The organism is Streptomyces sp. NPDC048416, assembly GCF_043200435.1.
Taxonomy (GTDB): domain Bacteria; phylum Actinomycetota; class Actinomycetes; order Streptomycetales; family Streptomycetaceae; genus Streptomyces.
This window is the reverse complement of sequence record NZ_JBICXU010000032.1, coordinates 14894-32217: the sequence shown is the minus strand read 5'-3', so window position 1 is coordinate 32217 and position 17324 is coordinate 14894. Positions and strand designations below refer to the sequence as shown.

The 17324-nt window shown below is 71.7% G+C and carries 15 protein-coding genes; 6 read left to right on the top strand and 9 right to left on the bottom strand.

The features are described 5' to 3' along the window. Positions 1-2: 2 nt before the first annotated feature. On the bottom strand, positions 3-1154 hold the full coding sequence (gene pdhA / locus ACGFW5_RS29495; protein ID WP_393837356.1) for a pyruvate dehydrogenase (acetyl-transferring) E1 component subunit alpha: 1152 nt from the start codon (positions 1152-1154) through the stop codon (positions 3-5). A 385-nt stretch (positions 1155-1539) separates the two neighbouring features. On the opposite strand from pdhA (ACGFW5_RS29495), the gene ACGFW5_RS29490 reads away from it, so the two are divergent. The 3 genes from ACGFW5_RS29490 (at position 1540) to ACGFW5_RS29480 (ending at position 3805) form a co-directional block, all read left to right on the top strand. Next, positions 1540-2202 carry a response regulator gene (locus tag ACGFW5_RS29490; protein ID WP_393837355.1) on the top strand — a complete coding sequence of 221 codons (663 nt, stop codon included), beginning with the start codon at positions 1540-1542 and terminating at the stop codon, positions 2200-2202. 142 nt (positions 2203-2344) lie between these two features. Further along, positions 2345-2776, top strand: coding sequence for a pyridoxamine 5'-phosphate oxidase family protein (locus ACGFW5_RS29485; RefSeq protein ID WP_393837354.1), 432 nt, complete (start codon positions 2345-2347; stop codon positions 2774-2776). A 15-nt stretch (positions 2777-2791) separates the two neighbouring features. Continuing rightward, on the top strand, positions 2792-3805 hold the full coding sequence (locus tag ACGFW5_RS29480; protein WP_393837353.1) for a phosphotransferase: 1014 nt from the start codon (positions 2792-2794) through the stop codon (positions 3803-3805). Positions 3806-3814: 9 nt separating this feature from the next. Here ACGFW5_RS29480 and ACGFW5_RS29475 read toward each other — a convergent pair whose 3' ends face one another. Further along, complete coding sequence (locus ACGFW5_RS29475) at positions 3815-5533, bottom strand: protein kinase (RefSeq protein ID WP_393837352.1); 1719 nt, start codon at positions 5531-5533, stop codon at positions 3815-3817. Between the two features lie 323 nt (positions 5534-5856). Between ACGFW5_RS29475 and ACGFW5_RS29470 the strand changes: the two genes are divergently transcribed. The 3 genes from ACGFW5_RS29470 to ACGFW5_RS29460 all read left to right on the top strand — a co-directional run bounded on the left by ACGFW5_RS29470 (position 5857) and on the right by ACGFW5_RS29460 (position 8998). Beyond that, complete coding sequence (locus tag ACGFW5_RS29470) at positions 5857-7485, top strand: protein kinase (RefSeq protein ID WP_393837351.1); 1629 nt, start codon at positions 5857-5859, stop codon at positions 7483-7485. A 254-nt stretch (positions 7486-7739) separates the two neighbouring features. After that, complete coding sequence (locus ACGFW5_RS29465; protein ID WP_393837350.1) at positions 7740-8321, top strand: hypothetical protein; 582 nt, start codon at positions 7740-7742, stop codon at positions 8319-8321. 137 nt (positions 8322-8458) lie between these two features. Next, a complete protein-coding gene (locus tag ACGFW5_RS29460; RefSeq protein ID WP_393837349.1) occupies positions 8459-8998 on the top strand; it encodes a bacterial proteasome activator family protein in 540 nt (179 codons plus the stop codon). Between the two features lie 122 nt (positions 8999-9120). Here the strand turns inward: ACGFW5_RS29460 and ACGFW5_RS29455 are convergent, their stop codons facing one another. From ACGFW5_RS29455 to pdhA (ACGFW5_RS29425), 7 genes are all read right to left on the bottom strand, one after another. Further along, positions 9121-10101 carry an NAD(P)H-quinone oxidoreductase gene (locus tag ACGFW5_RS29455; protein ID WP_393837348.1) on the bottom strand — a complete coding sequence of 327 codons (981 nt, stop codon included), beginning with the start codon at positions 10099-10101 and terminating at the stop codon, positions 9121-9123. A 10-nt stretch (positions 10102-10111) separates the two neighbouring features. Next, entirely contained in the window at positions 10112-11191 is a 1080-nt protein-coding gene (locus ACGFW5_RS29450; protein ID WP_393837347.1) for a potassium channel family protein, read from the bottom strand. A 102-nt stretch (positions 11192-11293) separates the two neighbouring features. Next, positions 11294-12652 carry a molybdopterin molybdotransferase MoeA gene (locus ACGFW5_RS29445; RefSeq protein ID WP_393837346.1) on the bottom strand — a complete coding sequence of 453 codons (1359 nt, stop codon included), beginning with the start codon at positions 12650-12652 and terminating at the stop codon, positions 11294-11296. Further along, positions 12649-13656: an NTP transferase domain-containing protein gene (locus ACGFW5_RS29440; RefSeq protein WP_393837345.1), complete on the bottom strand. Its 1008-nt coding sequence runs from the start codon at positions 13654-13656 to the stop codon at positions 12649-12651. Before ACGFW5_RS29440 ends, ACGFW5_RS29445 begins: the two co-directional genes overlap by 4 nt. Positions 13657-13797: 141 nt before the next feature. After that, the gene (locus tag ACGFW5_RS29435) at positions 13798-15162 is read right to left on the bottom strand and encodes a dihydrolipoamide acetyltransferase family protein (RefSeq protein WP_393837344.1); all 1365 of its coding nucleotides are present in this window, start codon (positions 15160-15162) and stop codon (positions 13798-13800) included. After that, positions 15162-16184, bottom strand: coding sequence for an alpha-ketoacid dehydrogenase subunit beta (locus ACGFW5_RS29430; protein WP_393837343.1), 1023 nt, complete (start codon positions 16182-16184; stop codon positions 15162-15164). The genes ACGFW5_RS29435 and ACGFW5_RS29430 overlap by 1 nt, the downstream gene beginning before the upstream one ends. Next, positions 16184-17308, bottom strand: coding sequence for a pyruvate dehydrogenase (acetyl-transferring) E1 component subunit alpha (pdhA, locus tag ACGFW5_RS29425; protein WP_393837342.1), 1125 nt, complete (start codon positions 17306-17308; stop codon positions 16184-16186). The genes ACGFW5_RS29430 and pdhA (ACGFW5_RS29425) overlap by 1 nt, the downstream gene beginning before the upstream one ends. Positions 17309-17324 lie beyond the last annotated feature (16 nt).

Here is a 17324-nt window from a genome sequence, read left to right as displayed (position 1 = left end):
GGCTAGTTGCCCTCCCCGTCCGAGAACGACGCCTGGTAGGCGGCGAACTGGGCGCGCTCCTCGTCGACCAGCGCGTGGCCGTCGGCGTAGATGTGGTCGAAGATCGCCATCGGCTCGGGGTCGGGCATGGCACGCACCACCTCGCGCACCCGCTTGCCCAGCGTCTCCGACTCGCTCTCCAGCTCCTCGAAGAACGCCGCGTCCGCGTGGCCGGCGTTCTCCAGGTAGGCCCGCAGACGCAGGATCGGGTCCTTGGCCTCCCAGGCCTCGCGCTCCTCGTCGGCCCGGTACTTCGTGGGGTCGTCCGACGTGGTGTGCGCGCCCATCCGGTACGTGAACGCCTCGACCAGGGTGGGTCCTTCACCCCGCCGGGCCCGCTCAAGGGCGGACTTCGTCACGGCGAGGCAGGCCAGCACGTCGTTGCCGTCGACCCGTACGCCGGGGAAGCCGAAGCCCTGGGCGCGCTGGTAGAGCGGCACGCGCATCTGCTTCTCGGTGGGCTCGGAGATCGCCCACTGGTTGTTCTGGCAGAAGAACACGACCGGGGCGTTGTAGACGGCGGAGAAGGTGAAGGCCTCCGCGACATCGCCCTGGCTGGAGGCACCGTCGCCGAAGTAGGCGACCACGGCGCTGTCCGCGCCGTCCTTGGCCACGCCCATCGCGTACCCCGTCGCGTGCAGCGCCTGCGAGCCGATCACGATCGTGTACAGATGGAAATTGTTGGTGTTCGGGTCCCAGCCGCCGTGGTTGACGCCACGGAACATTCCGAGCAGGTTGGTCGGATCGACGCCACGGCACCAGGCGACGCCGTGCTCGCGGTAGGTCGGGAAGACGTAGTCGTCGTCCCGCAGCGCACGCCCGGAGCCGATCTGAGCGGCCTCCTGGCCGAGCAGCGAGGCCCACAGGCCGAGCTCGCCCTGCCGCTGGAGCGCGGTGGCCTCGGCGTCGAAGCGCCGGGTCAGCACCATGTCGCGGTAGAGACCGCGCAGTTCCCCGGCGCTCAGGTCGATGTCGTAATCAGGGTGCTCGACCCGCTCGCCCTCGGGCGTCAGCAGCTGTACGAGCTCGGGTTCGGCGGCCTTCTTCGCGCCGGCGCCGGCGGTGCGCTTGCTGCTGCGGCGCGGTTTGCGCGCGGCAGTGCTCTCCACGGTCACGTGCGTGCTCCTCCGTCTGTCCGGCTCCCGGGTTCGCCGGTGAGCCTGGGGGTCCCCCCGGCTCGTCCGGAGCTTGGGGGAGGCTCGCCTGTCCGTCTCAAGTGCACGGGGTGTGTGCGCTCGGCCGGGGATCAGGCGTGACAGGTGCCCCGGCGAGCGCCCTGCCAAAGGCACGTTACCCAGTGCTGCGCATTACTGCGAAACCCCACTTGACCTGCGATTTTGCTTGGATTTCCAAGTAAATCGAGAAACTGGGGAACAGTCGCTGGTCACAGCCTTGCAGGCCGCCGGAACAACGGCACGTTATCCCGGTCACGGACGTTCGGGAAGGGGTCACTTATGGCACTCTTCGGCGTGCTTCGGATGAATGTGTGAGACTGATTCCGTGCGCGAAACAGGCAAAATCACCGTATTCCTGCTCGACGACCATGAGGTGGTCCGTCGCGGCGTCCACGAAATGCTCTCGGTCGAGGACGACATCGAAGTGGTGGGCGAGGCCGGCACCGCGGCGGACGCCCTCGTCAGGATCCCGGCCACCCGTCCCGACGTCGCCGTCCTGGACGTACGGCTCCCGGACGGCAGCGGCGTCGAGGTCTGCCGCGAGATCCGTTCGGGGAACGAGGACATCAAATGCCTGATGCTCACCTCGTTCGCGGACGACGAGGCGCTTTTCGACGCAATCATGGCCGGGGCCTCGGGATATGTCCTCAAGGCGATTCGCGGCAGTGAGCTGCTGACCGCCGTGCGCGATGTCGCGGCCGGCAAGTCCCTGCTCGACCCGGTGGCCACGGCCCGCGTCCTTGAGCGACTGCGCGACGGCGGCAAGAGCAAGGGTGACGACCGCCTGGCCGGCCTCACCGACCAGGAGCGCAAGATCCTCGACCTGATCGGCGAGGGACTGACCAACCGCGTGATCGGCGAACGTCTGCATCTCGCGGAGAAGACGATCAAGAACTACGTCTCGTCGCTGCTCTCCAAACTGGGCATGGAGCGCCGCTCCCAGGCCGCCGCGTACGTGGCCCGGATCCAGGCGGAGAAGCAGCACTGAAAGCGCCCGGCCCGCGAGGGTCCGGGCCCCTGCTCCGCGAGCGCCCGGCGTAGGCCCCGAAGAGCATTCGGGACCTACGGCCCCGGCGTCACGGGGCTCCCAGCTCTTCCACCTACCGCCGCGGAACGCAAAAGTAGGGGGCATGTCCTCCGAGGAAGCCCGCGCCATCGACCTGCTCGGCCGTGTTCCGTACGGCCGCGTGGCCACGATCATGCGTGCCCTGCCGTTCGTCGCCCCGGCCCGCCACATCGTGGTCGACGGCCGGGTCCTGCTGCGCCTGCACTCGGGCCTCGGCTACCACCACGCCTGCCTGGGCAGCGTGATCGCCTATGGCGCGGACAACTGCGGCTCGGGCGCGGACCAGGTGTGGTCGGTGCAGTTCACCGGCACCGCCGAGCCCTTCGAGCCGACCGCCGAGGAGCTGGCGCTCTTCGGCGCCGCGCCCCGGGAAGTGGACGGTGAGCCCTTCGACCCGGTGTACATGCGCATCGAACCCCAGTTCGTCACGGTTCATTCGCTGGACTACTCCACAGAGCGCCAATCCACAGAGCGCCAACTCAAACACGTTGCGTGATCTAACATCTGTCGGGTGCCGCGCTCATCTGCAACTCCACCCGTGAGCGCCCTGCTGCGCCGCTACGAAGCCCCCGGTGAACCGCTTTCCTGCGAACGGGTGGCCCAGGGCCTGCTGAACCGCGGCTACCGCCTCGCCACCACCCGCGGCGACTACTTCCTCAAGCACCACCTGGACGGCGACCACGAGGCCATCGCCCGCCAGCACCGGGCCACCGAACGCCTCCAGACCCTCGGCGTCCCCGTCGCCCCGCCCGTACCCGACGCCCACGGCGACACCGTCGCGGTGATCGGCGGCCACTGCTACGCCCTGCACCCCTGGGTGCACGGCCGCCACCGCGACGGCGCCCAGCTCTGCACCGTGGAGTCCCGCCGGCTCGGCGCGCTGCTCGGACTCGTGCACACCAGCCTGGCCCAGGTCATGGAGCCCGACGTGGCGCAGGGCGAGCACCACAGCGCCGACCCCGCGGACAGCCTCGCGCTCATCGACGACCTGGTGGCGCGGGCCCGCAGGCACCGGCCCCGGGACAGCTTCGACGAACTCGCCGAACACCGGCTCCTGGAGCGGCGGGTGCTGCTCGGTGAGCACGCCCACCGGCGCCCCGCGCCCCCCGCCACCGGAGCCTGGGTGCACGGCGACTTCCACCCGCTGAACCTGCTGTACCGCGGCGAGGGCCGCTCGGCCGAGCCCGCCGCGATCGTCGACTGGGACCGGCTCGGTGTGCAGCCACGCGCCGAGGAGGCGGTACGGGCCGCCGCGATCTTCTTCGTGCGCCCCTCCGGCGAGCTGGAACTGGCCAAGGTACGGGCCTACGCGCGGGCCTACCGGCGGGCCACCGGAGCCGACGCCGAGGAACTGGCCGCCGCCGTGCACCGGGTGTGGTGGGAGCGGCTGAACGACTTCTGGATCCTGCGCTGGCGCTACCAGCTGCACGACAGCAGGGCCGACCCGCAGTTTCCTGCGGCATCGGCCCTGGCGGTCTGGTGGACCCGCGAGTACGAGGCGGTGTGCGAGGCCTTCGCGGGGTGAGGGTCAGTCTTACGGGGTCGGCTTGGTGCCGCCGGTGTTTCCGGTGGTGGTGCCCGTGTTCCCGGCGGTGGTGCCACGCGTGGTCCCGGTGTTCCCGGACGACGTGCCCGTGTTGCCACTGGACGTGCCCGTATTGCCGGAGCTGGTGCCCTCGGTGGTCCCGGTGTTCCCGGACGTCGTACCCGTGTTGCCACTGGACGTGCCCGTGTTCCCGGAGCTGGTGCCCTCGTTCCCGGAAGTGGTGCCCTCGGTGTCCGTGCCCTCGTTCGTCCCCGACGTCGTGCCCTGGTCGGTGCCCGGCGAGTGCGACGACTGGGACTTGCTCGGGGACGGCGACGCGGAACGCGAGCGGTGACGCGAGGGCGACTCGCCGTTGCCGTTCGTGCTGCTGCTGTACGACTGGCCCTGGCTGGTGCCCGGGGTGTCCGGGGTCTGCGGGTTGTCCGATGCGGGAGCCGACTGCGAAGTCTTCGGGGAGTTCGAGGTCGTTCCCCCGCCGCCGCCCGAGCCTCCGCCCGAGCTCTGCGTCGCCTTCAGCGCGAAGGCCACACCCGCGGCGATCGCGACAATGGCGAGCACCACGAAGAGCACCATCCTGCCCGAGCTGCTGCTCCGCTTCGGAGCGCCGTGACCGTACCCGTCGTACCCGCCGTCGTCCGGGTTGGACGGCGGCAGGAGCGGGCCGCCGAACTGCGAGGTGTCCCCGTGCACGGGGTGGCCCATGGCCGCGGTGGCACCGGCACTGCCCATCGCCGGGGTGCGGGGGCCCTCGTGCATCAACGCGACCGGGCCGGTGTTCCAGGTGCCGGTGTGGCCGCCCTGCGCCTGAAGCATCTGGAGCCCGTACTGGACCAGGCCGCGCATCTCCTCGGCGGACTGGAACCGGTCGTCCGGGTCCTTGGCCAGAGAACGCATGACGAGGCCGTCGAGCTCGGGCGGCGCGACATGAGCCACCTGGGACGGCGGTACCGGCATGTCCTGGACGTGCTGGTAGACCACCGACAACGGTGTCTCGCCGATGAACGGGGGCCGCTGCGCGAGGAGTTCGTACAGCAGACAGCCGGTCGCGTACAGGTCGGAGCGATGGTCGACGGCCTTGCCGAGCGCCTGCTCCGGCGAGAGGTACTGCGGGGTGCCCATGACCATGCCGGTCTGCGTCATCGTCGACTGGGCGCCGTGCAGGGCGCGCGCGATGCCGAAGTCCATCACCTTGACCGCGCCGGTGTCGGTGATGATCACGTTGGCGGGCTTGATGTCACGGTGCACGATGCCGTGCTGATGCGAGTACGCCAGCGCCTCCAGCACCCCCGCGACGATGATCAGCGCCTGCTCCGGCGGCGGCGCGTCCGCGTCGACCAGGAGCTCACGGATGGTGCGCCCCTCGACGAGCTCCATCACGATGTACGGGACGATCTGGCCGCCCACGACGTCCTCACCGGAGTCGTACACCGCCACCACCGCGTGGTGGTTGAGGCCGGCCACCGACTGCGCCTCACGCGTGAAGCGCGCCTTGGACACCGGGTCCTCGGCGAGATCGGCCCGGAGCAGCTTCACCGCGACGGTGCGGCCGAGGCGCACATCCTCGGCGGCGAACACCTCCGCCATGCCGCCGCGACCCAGCCGGTGGGTGAGGCGGTAACGGCCGTCGCCGACGAGACCGCCGACCCACGACTCGTGTTCCTGCCCATCGGCCATCCCGGCGCCGTTTCCGTCGGGTTCGGGTGCCATCAGTCCTCGCCGTCGTATCTGGCCGCGTCCGCGGTCTTCCTGAGGGTCTTCCGTCGTACTCATCCGCTGGTTGTGCAGTAGTGCACGCTACAGCGTTGGCGCGTGACCCCGGTCCGGGATGGACCGGCCATCCAATCGGTTCCGCGTGTACCCATGCACATCTCGTACGCTTTCCATGCCATTCCTGTAACGCTTGCGCGTTTCTTGCCGCGCGTACGGTCACGGAACGGGCACTCAGCTTGACGTGAACCACCCCTCGGGCAGACTTGGCCTGAAAAATCGAGGATCATCACTGGCCACCGCGCCAAGGGGGATGCACAGTCATGAGCCAGGACGGCGCACACGGCCGCTATGCGGGCGGTTCCATCGCGGGCGGGCGCTACCAGCTCCGCGACCTCCTCGGCGAGGGCGGAATGGCGTCGGTGTACCTCGCGTACGACTCCGCCCTGGACCGCCACGTCGCCATCAAGACCCTGCACACCGAACTCGGCCGGGAACAGTCGTTCCGCGAGCGGTTCCGCCGCGAGGCACAGGCGGTCGCCAAGCTCCAGCACACCAACATCGTCTCCGTTTTCGACACCGGCGAGGACACGGTGGTGTTCAGCGGCTCCGGCGCCGGTGGCGACGGCGTGATGCCGTACATCGTCATGGAGTACGTGGAGGGCGAACCGCTCAGCTCGACGCTCCAGCGCGACATCCAGCAGTACGGCGCGATGCCCGCCGACAAGGCCCTCAAGGTGACCGCCGACGTGCTGGCCGCCCTTGAGGTCAGCCACGAGATGGGCCTGGTCCACCGGGACATCAAGCCCGGCAACGTCATGATGACCAAGCGCGGCATCGTGAAGGTGATGGACTTCGGCATCGCCCGCGCCATGCAGTCCGGCGTCACCTCCATGACGCAGACCGGCATGGTCGTCGGCACCCCCCAGTACCTCTCGCCCGAGCAGGCGCTGGGCCGCGGCGTGGATGCCCGCTCCGACCTGTACTCGGTCGGCATCATGCTCTTCCAGCTGCTCACCGGGCGCATCCCCTTCGACGCGGACTCGCCGCTGGCGATCGCGTACGCACACGTCCAGGAGGAGCCGGTCGCGCCCTCCTCGGTCAACCGGTCGATCACGCCGGCCATGGACGCGCTGGTCGCCCGCGCGCTGAAGAAGAACCCGAACGAGCGCTTTCCCAGCGCCCAGGCCATGCATGACGAAATCCTCCGCATCGCCTCGTCGGGCCACATGGGAGCCGCCCCCGTCATCACCGGCGGCGGTCCCCTCTCCAGCGGCGCGAACGTCGGCGCGACGGTCTTCCCGCCGCTCGACTCGCAGGCCGCGCCCGGCCTCCAGGGCAACGTGCAGACGCCGTACCAGACGGGCCCCTACGGCCCGCCCACCCCGGCGCCGACGCAGCAGCCCCAGCCGTCCTACGGGTATCCGCAGCAGCCCGCCCCGATGGCGTCCCACACGCCGCCGCCGTACTCGATGTCCCCGTCCCCGACCCCGTCGCCCGCCTCAGGCGGCGGCAAGCGCAACACCGGCGTGATCGTGGGCGCCGTGGCGGTGGCCCTGCTGGCGGTCGGCGGTCTCGTCACGGCGCTTGCGCTGAACAACGGCGACTCGGGCGACGGCGGAGGCGACGCCAAGGCCAGCAGCTCGGCGGCCGCCGGGCACAAGGGCCCCGAGCGTGAGCGCACCATGGACACCGACAAGTGCACGTCGCCCCAGACCTCCACGCTCGACCCGGGCAAGGTCCAGGCGCCCGACTTCTCGTACAAGGACATCCTGTCGGTGAAGTCCTGCATCCAGGCCGCGGGCTGGAAGGTCAACACCGAGACCGTGGACAACGGCCAGTGGGGCCAGGACGTGGTGGTCACTCAGTTCCCGGCCGCCGGCGTGGACGTGGACAAGAAGAACGCGCAGTTCACGATCCAGATCTCGTCGGGCAACCCGCCCGGGCAGTAACCACGCCCCGCTCCTCCACCCGAAGGCCCGTCGCCCCTGCCGCCGGGCCTTCGGGCGTATGGGGGCACGGCGCGTGCCGGGCCGCCCCGCGTGCCGACGGCCGGTGCCGCTTCCGAAGGGAACCCCGCCTCCCGGCGGCCGTCCCATTCGGCGCACTCGGGACGGCTTTCGGGATGCCGCACAACTCGCCCCGTGTGACGCTGATTCGGCCACCCCAGGCGATCTCGCGCACCGTACGGGAAGGGGCCTCTGCCATGGCTCCAGGGATCCGGTCGCTCACCGCGGCCGTTTCACTGACGGGGGCTCTGCTCCTGACGCCCCTGCCCTACGCGGCTGCCGTCGGCGACCCGCCCTCCGGCCCGTCCGTGTCTCCCTCGACCACGGCCGGGCCCTCGCTCTCACCCTCTTCCTCTTCCTCTTCCTCGCCCTCAGCCTCTTCCTCGTCCTCGCCCGACCCTTCCGGTACTCCCTCGTCCCGGGTCTCCTCCGAGGAGCAGCACCTGGCGGGCAGCAGGGCGGGCGTGGGCCGGACGCGGCCCGGCCGGGTCGATGCCCAGTACCCCTCCGTGCCGGACGCTCCCGACGAAATCGCCTCGGCCCTGAACGAGGCACAACCGCGGCCCGCCGAGCGGACCCCCGCCCCCGAGCCCTCGCAGCCGGGGTCGCCGCAGGCGTCCATCCCCACGGCGCCCCAGCCGCCGGCCCGGCACCGCCAGTCGCCCCGGGCCCTCTCCACCGAATCCGATCTCCGCTTCCATGTCCTCTCGCTGGGAGCGGGCCTGACTCTGACGGGCCTCGGTCTCGGATTTCTGGGGCTGCGGCTCCGACGACTCTGAACGAGGCGCGGCACGGTCGGCGGTGTTTCACGTGAAACACCGCGCCGTGGGCCGGAATCACCGCCCGCCGGGCGGTGGATCACCCCTTCCCGGGGGCACAACGTGATGTGAGGCACGTGTGCGAGAGAATGGGCGGCATGGAGATGCCGAGGAACGATAAGTCGCCGGACAGCCCCCACATCCTGGTCGTAGGCCAGGACGGGATGGCCATCGGCGGTGGAGACGACGAGTCCCGCGAGGTCCCGGTGACGGAAATGGTCGAACAGCCGGCGAAGGTCATGCGGATCGGCAGCATGATCAAGCAGCTCCTTGAGGAAGTCCGCGCGGCTCCTCTCGACGAGGCGAGCCGCGTACGCCTGAAGGACATTCACGCCTCGTCCGTGAAGGAACTGGAAGACGGCCTCGCGCCGGAGCTGGTCGAAGAGCTGGAGCGGCTCTCCCTCCCGTTCACGGAGGAGGCGATCCCTTCCGAGGCCGAACTGCGCATCGCGCAGGCCCAGTTGGTGGGCTGGCTCGAAGGTCTCTTCCACGGGATCCAGACGGCGCTGTTCGCCCAGCAGATGGCGGCCCGCGCCCAGCTGGAGCAGATGCGCCGTGCGCTGCCGCCCGGGGTGTCGCACGACGAGGACGACGAGGACGGCCCGCACACGGGCGCCCGCTCGGGCCCGTACCTGTAACCCGTCCGCGGCGTCGGATCTACGGGAGGGGGGCGCTTGTGGCGCCCCCCTCCCGGCGGATTCACGCGGACACCCGGACGTCAGGCGGTCACGTCACGCCCACGGGTCGTCGGATGCGTCCCTCACCCGGCCGCGAGCAGGACCTTCCCGATGTGCTGGGAGGCTTCGAGCACCCGGTGGCCCTCGGCCGCGTCCGCCAGCGGCAGCGTCCGGTCCACCACGGGCCGCACCCCGCCGCCGGCGATCAGCGGCCACACGTGCTCACGCACGGCCGCCACGATCGCCGCCTTCTCCGCCGCGGGCCGCCCGCGCAGCGAGGTCGCGGTGACCGCGGCCCGCTTGGTGAGCAGCGCGCCCAGGTTCAGCTCGCCCTTGGCGCCGCCCTGGAGACCGATCACCGCGAGCCGCCCGTTGACGGCGAGCGCCCGTACGTTCCGCTCCAGGTACTTGGCGCCCATGATGTCGAGGATGACATCGGCGCCGATACCGTCGGTCGCCTTCAACACCTCGTCCACGAAGTCCTGTTCGCGGTAGTCGATGAGGATGTCCGCGCCCAGTTCGGCGCAGCGCGCCAGTTTGCCGGAGCCTCCGGCGGTGACCGCGACCTTGGCACCGATCGCCTTGCCCAGCTGGATCGCCATGGTGCCGATACCGCTGGCCCCGCCGTGCACCAGAAGCGTCTCGCCGGGCCGCAGGTGGGACACCATGAACACGTTCGACCAGACGGTGCAGACGACCTCGGGCAGGGCCGCCGCCTCGGTCAGTCCCACGCCCTCGGGCACGGGCAGCAGCTGCCCGGCCGGCACGGCCACCTTTTCGGCATAGCCGCCGCCGCTCAGCAGCGCGCACACCTCGTCGCCGACTTTCCACCCGGACACCCCGGGCCCCAGCGCGGAGATCCGCCCGGAACACTCAAGGCCGGGATACGGGGACGCCCCGGGCGGCGGGTTGTAGAAGCCCTGCCGCTGGAGCACATCGGCACGGTTGACGGCGGCCGCGGCCACCTCGACGAGGACTTCGCCCTCGCCCGGTACGGGATCGGGGACCTCGGCCCAGACCAGCGCCTCGGGACCGCCCGGCTCAGGAATCGTGATCGCATGCATGCGGTCGACGCTACTCCGGCTCGCCCCCCAAGGGCGTGCCACCGGCTCGTACGATCGTGATGAGCCGGTCCGTCAGCTGGAGCGGGCTCGCCCTGGGGTCGTCGTACGCCAGCAGTCGGTGCCCGCGCAGCACGCTCACCACCAAGTCCTTGGTTTCCCGGACCCCGCGCCCCACCTCGTCCTTGCGCACGGGCCGCTCCACCATGTCCAGCCCGCTGCCCTGCTGGATCAGGTCCTCCATCACGGTGCCGGCGCTCGGACTGAGCACGGAAAGACCGAGCAGCCGGCCGGCCGCGCTGGCGCTGGTGATGACGGCGTCGGCGCCGGACTGGCGCAGCAGCGGCGCGTTCTCCTCCTCGCGCACCGCGGCGACGATCTTGGCGCCCCGGTTGAGCTGGCGGGCCGTCAGCGTGACCAGGACCGCGGTGTCGTCGCGCTGGGTGGCGATGACGACCTGGCGTGCCTTGTGCAGCTCGGCGCGCACCAGCACGTCGCTGCGGGTGGCATCGCCGATGACTCCGACGAATCCCTCCGCGTTGGCGGCTTCGATCACTTTGGCGCTGGGGTCGACGACCACGACCTGGTCCTTCTTCAGGCCTCTCGCGCACAGGGTCTGGATCGCAGAACGGCCCTTCGTCCCGAAACCGACGACGACGGTGTGCTCTCGCAATTGCGCCTTCCAGCGGTTGAGCCGCCACTCTTCCCGCGTCCGTTCGGTGAGGACTTCGAGGGTGGTGCCGACCAGGATGATCAGGAACAGCACGCGCAGCGGTGTCACGAGCAGGATGTTCGTGAGCCGCGCGGTGTCGCTGTAGGGGACGATGTCGCCGTAGCCCGTCGTGGAGAGGGTGACGGTGGCGTAGTAGACGGCGTCGAGGAAGTCGACCTTGCCATTGGCGTTGTCGTGATAGCCGTCGCGGTCCATCCAGACGATGAGGGTCGTCAGTATCAGCACGGCGAGTGCCATGAGGATGCGTTTGGCGACCTGCCGAAGGGGCCGGTCCACCACCCGGCGGGGGAGTTGCACCCGCCGGGTGATCAGGTTCTCGCCCGCCTGGCGTGCCATCGCGTCATGGCCGGGCAGTTTCACGTGAAACTCCCTTGTCGGCAACGGGAGTTGACGGGCGTTGCGACATGTTTCACGTGGAACATCCCCTGCCGCCAGGCGCGGTGTCGGCGCCGCGATGAGGTTTCACGTGAAACACCCGCCGCCCGATCCCGCCTGCGCCCACGGAAGGTCGAGGATTTCGACTTCCTGACCCGCCCGTGCCCCGCCCGGCGGCACCACCGCGAGCCCGTCGGCGGCGGCGATTCCGCGCAGCATCGCCGGGCCGTTGTAGTGCAACGGCACGACCCGTTCCGCACGGTGCACGACCGGGACGAGGCGGGTGTCGTGCGGATGGCCCTGCACCTCGTTGCGCAGCGGCGCGGTATAGCTCACCGGGCGTGCCCGCCGGGCCAGTTCACGCAACAGCGGCTCCGCCAGGGTGAGCAGTCCTGAGACCGCGGCCAGCGGATTGCCGGGCAGTCCGACCAGGTGTTTGCCCACTCCGATCTGCGCCAGCAGCATGGGGTGGCCGGGCCGCACGGCGACGCCGTCGACCAGGAGCTCGGCCCCGGCCTTGTGCAGCACGGGGTGGACGTGGTCGACGGGTCCGGCCGCGGTGCCCCCGGTGGTGATCACGAGGTCGGCCGCGGAGCCGGTGACGGCGGCGAGCAGCGCGCCCGCGTCGTCCTTCAGCCGACGGGTTCCGAGCACGTCGGCGCCGATCGCCTTCAGCCAGACGCCGAGCATCGGGCCCAGCGCGTCGCGGATCAGCCCGTCGTGCGGGCGACCCTGCGTGAGCAGTTCGTCGCCCAGGACCAGCACCTCGACGCGCGGTCTCGGCACGGTGCCGAGCTCGTCATATCCGGCTGCCGCGGCCAGGCCGAGCACGGCCGGGGTCACGAGCGCGGTGGCGGGCAGCAGCACATCGCCCGAGCGGCACTCCTGGCCGCGCGGGCGGATGTCCTGGCCGTGCAGCACCACGCGATCGGCCTGGAGCAGGGTGCGGGCCGCGTCGCTGCGGGCGTGTTCGCTGCGGATCACCGCGGTGGCGCCGGACGGGATGCGGGCACCGGTGGCAATGCGCACGGCCTCGCCGTCGCCGAGCGGGGCCGGTGCCGCGTGCCCGGCGAGGATGCCGCCGTCCTGCACCGCCCAGGGACCGGGTCCTGCGACCGCCCAGCCGTCCATGGCGGAGGTGTCGAAGGAGGGCAGGTCGGTGAGCGCGGTGAGCGGTTCGGTGAGGATTTCACCCAGGGCCCGCTCCAGCGGCACCCGGTGGGCACGGGGCGGCGCGGACCGGCCGGCCCGAGCGGCCACGGCCCGGGCGTCGTCCCAGGCGGAGGCGCGGTGGCGCGGCGTCTTGTGGGCGCCGGACGCGGGGAGCTCCGTGGAGGGCCGGTTCGCGACCACGGTCTCTCGCTGCGGGATGGCCGGGCCGGTTTCCCGCAGCAGGGCGAGGGCTTCGTCGGATCCGTCGTCCGCCGCCGGGGTCTTGGCGGTCATCCCGCGTCGTTCTTCGGACCGTCGGAGGCTTCGGCCTCGGCCGCCCAGCGGTTGGCGAGGGCGGCCGCCCGGCGGGCCGCGTCCACGACGTCGTTGCCCTCGCCGCCCGCTTTCGCCGCCGCGTAGCCGACCAGGAACGTGGTGAGGGGGGCGGCGGGCCGGGCCACGCCGTGCGCGGCGTCCCTGGCCAGGTCGAGCAGGACGCCGGTGTCGACGTCCAGTTCGATGCCGAGTTCGTTCTTGACTGCGGTGATCCATTCGTCCAGCACGTCCCCATGGTCCCTGATCCGGGCCCGCGCCGCTGCGAGGTCTTCCCAGGTGTCGCAGTCGAACGAGGCCAGCGGATCCGCCGTGACGCGGGTGAGGTCGAGTCTGCGGGTGAGCAGCCGCAGCGGGAGACCGGCGAGCGAGCCGTGTTCGGCGGCGAGCAGGGCGAGCTCGCGGCGCAGCGGTTCCGCCCGGTAGACGGCGACCAGCGGCTGGTCGCGGCCGTCGGTGTCGGCGCAGAGCGCGCCCTCGCGGCCGGTGCTGCGCAGCGCGTCGAGAAGGGCTGCGACGGTGGGCGCGGCCAGGAAGGGCAGGTCGGCCGAGAGCACGAGCACGGACTTGGCCGACGTGTGCCGTACCCCGGCGTCGAGAGCGGCCACCGGCCCTCCGCCTGCCGGTTCCTCCCGGGCCCAGGTCACCGGTCGCGCGGTGGTCCGCCTGCCCCCCACCACGACGGTGGTCGCGGCGCCGGCGCAGGCGGTGAGCACCCGGTCGAGCAGGGAACGGCCGCCCACGCTGAGCCCGGGTTTGTCGGCGCCGCCGAGCCGCTTGGCGGCGCCCCCGGCGAGCACCACGGCGTCGTACGCGGCCGCGTCGTCGTGCGCCGTGTGCGCGGCGAACCGCGCGGTCTCGATGGCGTCCCGCCCGGTTGCGATGTCCTGCTCGGGAGCTGCGGCGTCCTGCTCGGGGGCTGCCGCGGCGTTGTGCGGGGTGGCGGCGGCGTCATACGCGGTCATCTCCCGAGTATGGGCCGCCGCCCGATCACCGCCACCACCGCTACCACCGGGGCCACCGCGACCACCGCGACCACCGCGACCACCGCGACCACCGCGATCACCGCGATCACCGCGAACGTCCCGGGTCGGCGGGAACGTTTGTCACAGGGTGCGCAGCAGCACCACCGGGTGCTCCACACAGTCCGCGACGTACCGCAGGAAGCCGCCCGCCGTACCGCCGTCGCAGACCCGGTGGTCGAAGGTGAGGGAGAGCTGCACGACCTGGCGTACGGCGAGTTCTCCTTCGTGCACCCACGGCTTGGGAATGATCCGGCCGACGCCCAGCATGGCGGCCTCGGGGTGGTTGATGATCGGCGTGGAGCCGTCGACGCCGAAAACCCCGTAATTGTTGAGGGTGAAGGTGCCGCCGGTCAGCTCGCCCGGAGTCAGCGTGCCCGTGCGGGCCGCCTCGGTGAGCCGGACCAGCTCGGCGCCGATGGATTCGACGTCGCGGGCGTGGGCGTCACGCACGACGGGGACGACCAGGCCGCGCTCGGTCTGGGCGGCGAAGCCCAGGTGCACCTCGGGCAGCCGCACGATCTCACGGGCCGCCAGGTCGACCGTCGAGTTGAGCTCGGGGAACCGGGCGAGCGCCGCCGTGCAGATCCGGGCGAGCAGCGCGAGGACGGACACCTTGGGGCCGCCTGCCGCATTCATGGCGGTGCGCGCCGCCATCAGTTCGGTGGCGTCGGCGTCCACCCAGCAGGTCGCGTCGGGAATTTCGGTCCGGCTGCGGCTGAGCTTGTCGGCGACCGCGCCGCGGATGCCGCGCAGCGCGATCCGCTCGCCGCCGGCCGTGCGGGAGGCGGTGCTCGACGCGGCGCCCGTGGCGGCCACGGGTGCGGGCGGGACCGGGGCGGGGGAGGCCGGCGCGGGGGAGGCCGGGGCCTTCATCGCCGTCTCCACGTCGGCGCGCAGAATCAGCCCGTCGGGCCCGGACCCGCTCAACTCCCGCAGGTCGAGCCCGTGTTCGCGGGCAAGCCTGCGTACGAGGGGTGAAATGACCGGCACGGGCCCCGTCGCCACGGCCGGGGCGGAGGGTTTCGCCGGGGTGGTGACCGCCGTCGCGGGAGCCGGGGCGCCGACGGGCGCCGCGAGCGACACGGCGGGCCTGATCCGGCCGCGGCGGCGGGCGGTGGCCGCCCCCGTCCCGTAGCCGACCAGGACGTTGCCCGAGTGCTCGGAGGATGCGGCTTCCTCGGCCGCCTCATGCTCCTGCGGAGCGCCGACCGCCACGGTCAGCAGGGGCGCGCCGACGGGCAGTTCGGTGCCTTCCTCGCCGAAGCGCGCGGTGACCACTCCCCCATAGGGGCAGGGCACCTCGACCATCGCCTTGGCCGTCTCCACCTCGACAACCGGCTGGTCCACGGCCACCACGTCGCCGACCGAGACGAGCCAGCGCACGATCTCCGCCTCGGTCAGCCCCTCACCGAGGTCGGGCAGCTTGAACTCCAGGACCTTCGGCATCAGCGCCCCGCCTCCCACTGGAGCCGCGCCACCGCGTCGAGCACCCGGTCCACGCCCGGCAGATGGTGCTTCTCCAGCATGGGCGGCGGATAGGGAATGTCGAACCCGGCGACCCGCAGCACGGGCGCCTCCAGGTGGTGGAAGCAGCGCTCGGAGATCCGGGCCGCGATCTCGCCGCCGGGGCCGCCGAAGCCGGCCGACTCGTGGACCACGACGGCCCGCCCGGTGCGGCGCACCGACGCGCACACCGTCTCGTCGTCGAACGGCACCAGCGAGCGCAGGTCGACGACTTCGAGGTCCCAGCCCTCCTCGCGGGCCGCCTCGGCCGCCTCAAGACACACCGGCACGGACGGGCCGTATGTGATGAGCGTGGCGCTGGTACCGGTGCGGCGCACGACGGCCTTGCCGATGGGCTCGACCGGCGTCGGGTCCTCGGGCGACCAGTCGGACTTCGACCAGTACAGCCGTTTGGGCTCAAGGAAGACCACCGGGTCGTCGGACGCGATGGCGGCCCTGAGCATCCCGTAGGCGTCCTCCACGGTGGCGGGGGTGACGACCTGGAGACCGGGCGTCGCCATGTAGTAGGCCTCGCTGGAGTCGCTGTGGTGCTCGACACCGCCGATGCCGCCGCCGTAGGGCACCCGCACCACGAGGGGCATGGCCATTGCGCCGCGGGTGCGGTTGCGCATCTTGGCAACATGGCTGATCAACTGCTCGAACGCCGGATAGGCGAAGGCGTCGAACTGCATCTCGACGACCGGCCGCAGCCCGTACATCGCCATGCCGACGGCCGTGCCGAGGATCCCGGCCTCGGCGAGCGGGGTGTCGGTGCAGCGGTCCTCGCCGAACTCCTTGGCGAGCCCGTCGGTCACCCGGAAGACCCCGCCCAGGGTGCCGACGTCCTCGCCGAGGACGTGCACGGTGGGGTCCGCGGCCATGGCGTCGCGCATGGCGCGCTGGAGCGCCTGCGCCATGGTGGCGGGCTTCTTGGCGGTGGTGGCGGTGGGGGTGGCGGTGGCCATCAGCGGGCCTCGGCTTCCAGCTCGGCGCGCAACTGGGCCGCCTGCTCGCGCAGTTGCCCGTTCTGCTCGGCGTACACCTGGGTGAACAGGTCCATGGGGTCGAGGACCGGGTCGGCGTTCATCTGCTCGCGCAGCGCCGCCGCCATGGCCTCGGCGCCCTCGGCGGCGGCACGTATGCCGTCCTCGTCGAGGATCCCCCGGGCGGTCAACTCGTCCTCCAGGATCCGGATCGGATCGTGCTCGCGCCAGGCCTCGACCTCGGCGGAGCCCCGGTAGCGGGTCGCGTCGTCGGCGTTGGTGTGCGCCTCCATCCGGTACGTGACCGCCTCGATCAGGGTGGGGCCGCCGCCGCGCCGGGCGCGGGCGACAGCCTCCGAGAGCACCTGGTGCACCGCGGGCGCGTCATTGCCGTCCACCAGGCGGCCCGGCATTCCGTAGCCGACGGCCTTGTGGGCGAGGGAGGGCGCGGCGGTCTGCTTGGCGAGCGGCACGGAGATCGCGAAGCCGTTGTTCTGCACCAGGAAGACCACCGGGGCCTGCCACACGGCCGCGAAGTTCAGTGCCTCGTGGAAGTCGCCCTCGCTGGTGCCGCCGTCACCGACCAGGGCGAGCGCCACCACGTCGTCACCCTTGAGGCGGGCCGCGTGGGCCAGACCCACCGCGTGCGGCAGCTGCGTGGCGAGGGGGGTGGAAAGCGGCGCGATGCGGTGCTCCCGCGGGTCGTAACCGGTGTGCCAGTCGCCGCGGAGCAGGGTCAGCGCCTGCATGGGGTCGAGGCCACGCGCGACGGCGGCCAGGGTGTCGCGGTAGCTCGGAAACAGCCAGTCGCGCTCCTCAAGGGCGAGCGCCGCGGCGACCTCGCAGGCCTCCTGGCCGGTGGAGGACGGGTACACGGCGAGGCGGCCCTGCTTGGTGAGGGCGGTCGCCTGCGCGTTGTAGCGGCGGCCACGCACCAGCTCCGTGTACAGCTTCAGCATCAGCGGGCGGTCGAGCTCGGCGCCGGTACCCAGGACCCGGAAGGGCTCGGGGTCCGGGAGGAGCGGCGCGGGGTCGGTGCGCGGCCTCCAGGCGGGCGGAGGGGTCGGCCGGTATGCGGCGGCACCGGGGAGCTCTTGGACCGTCATGCCAATGCACCTCCTT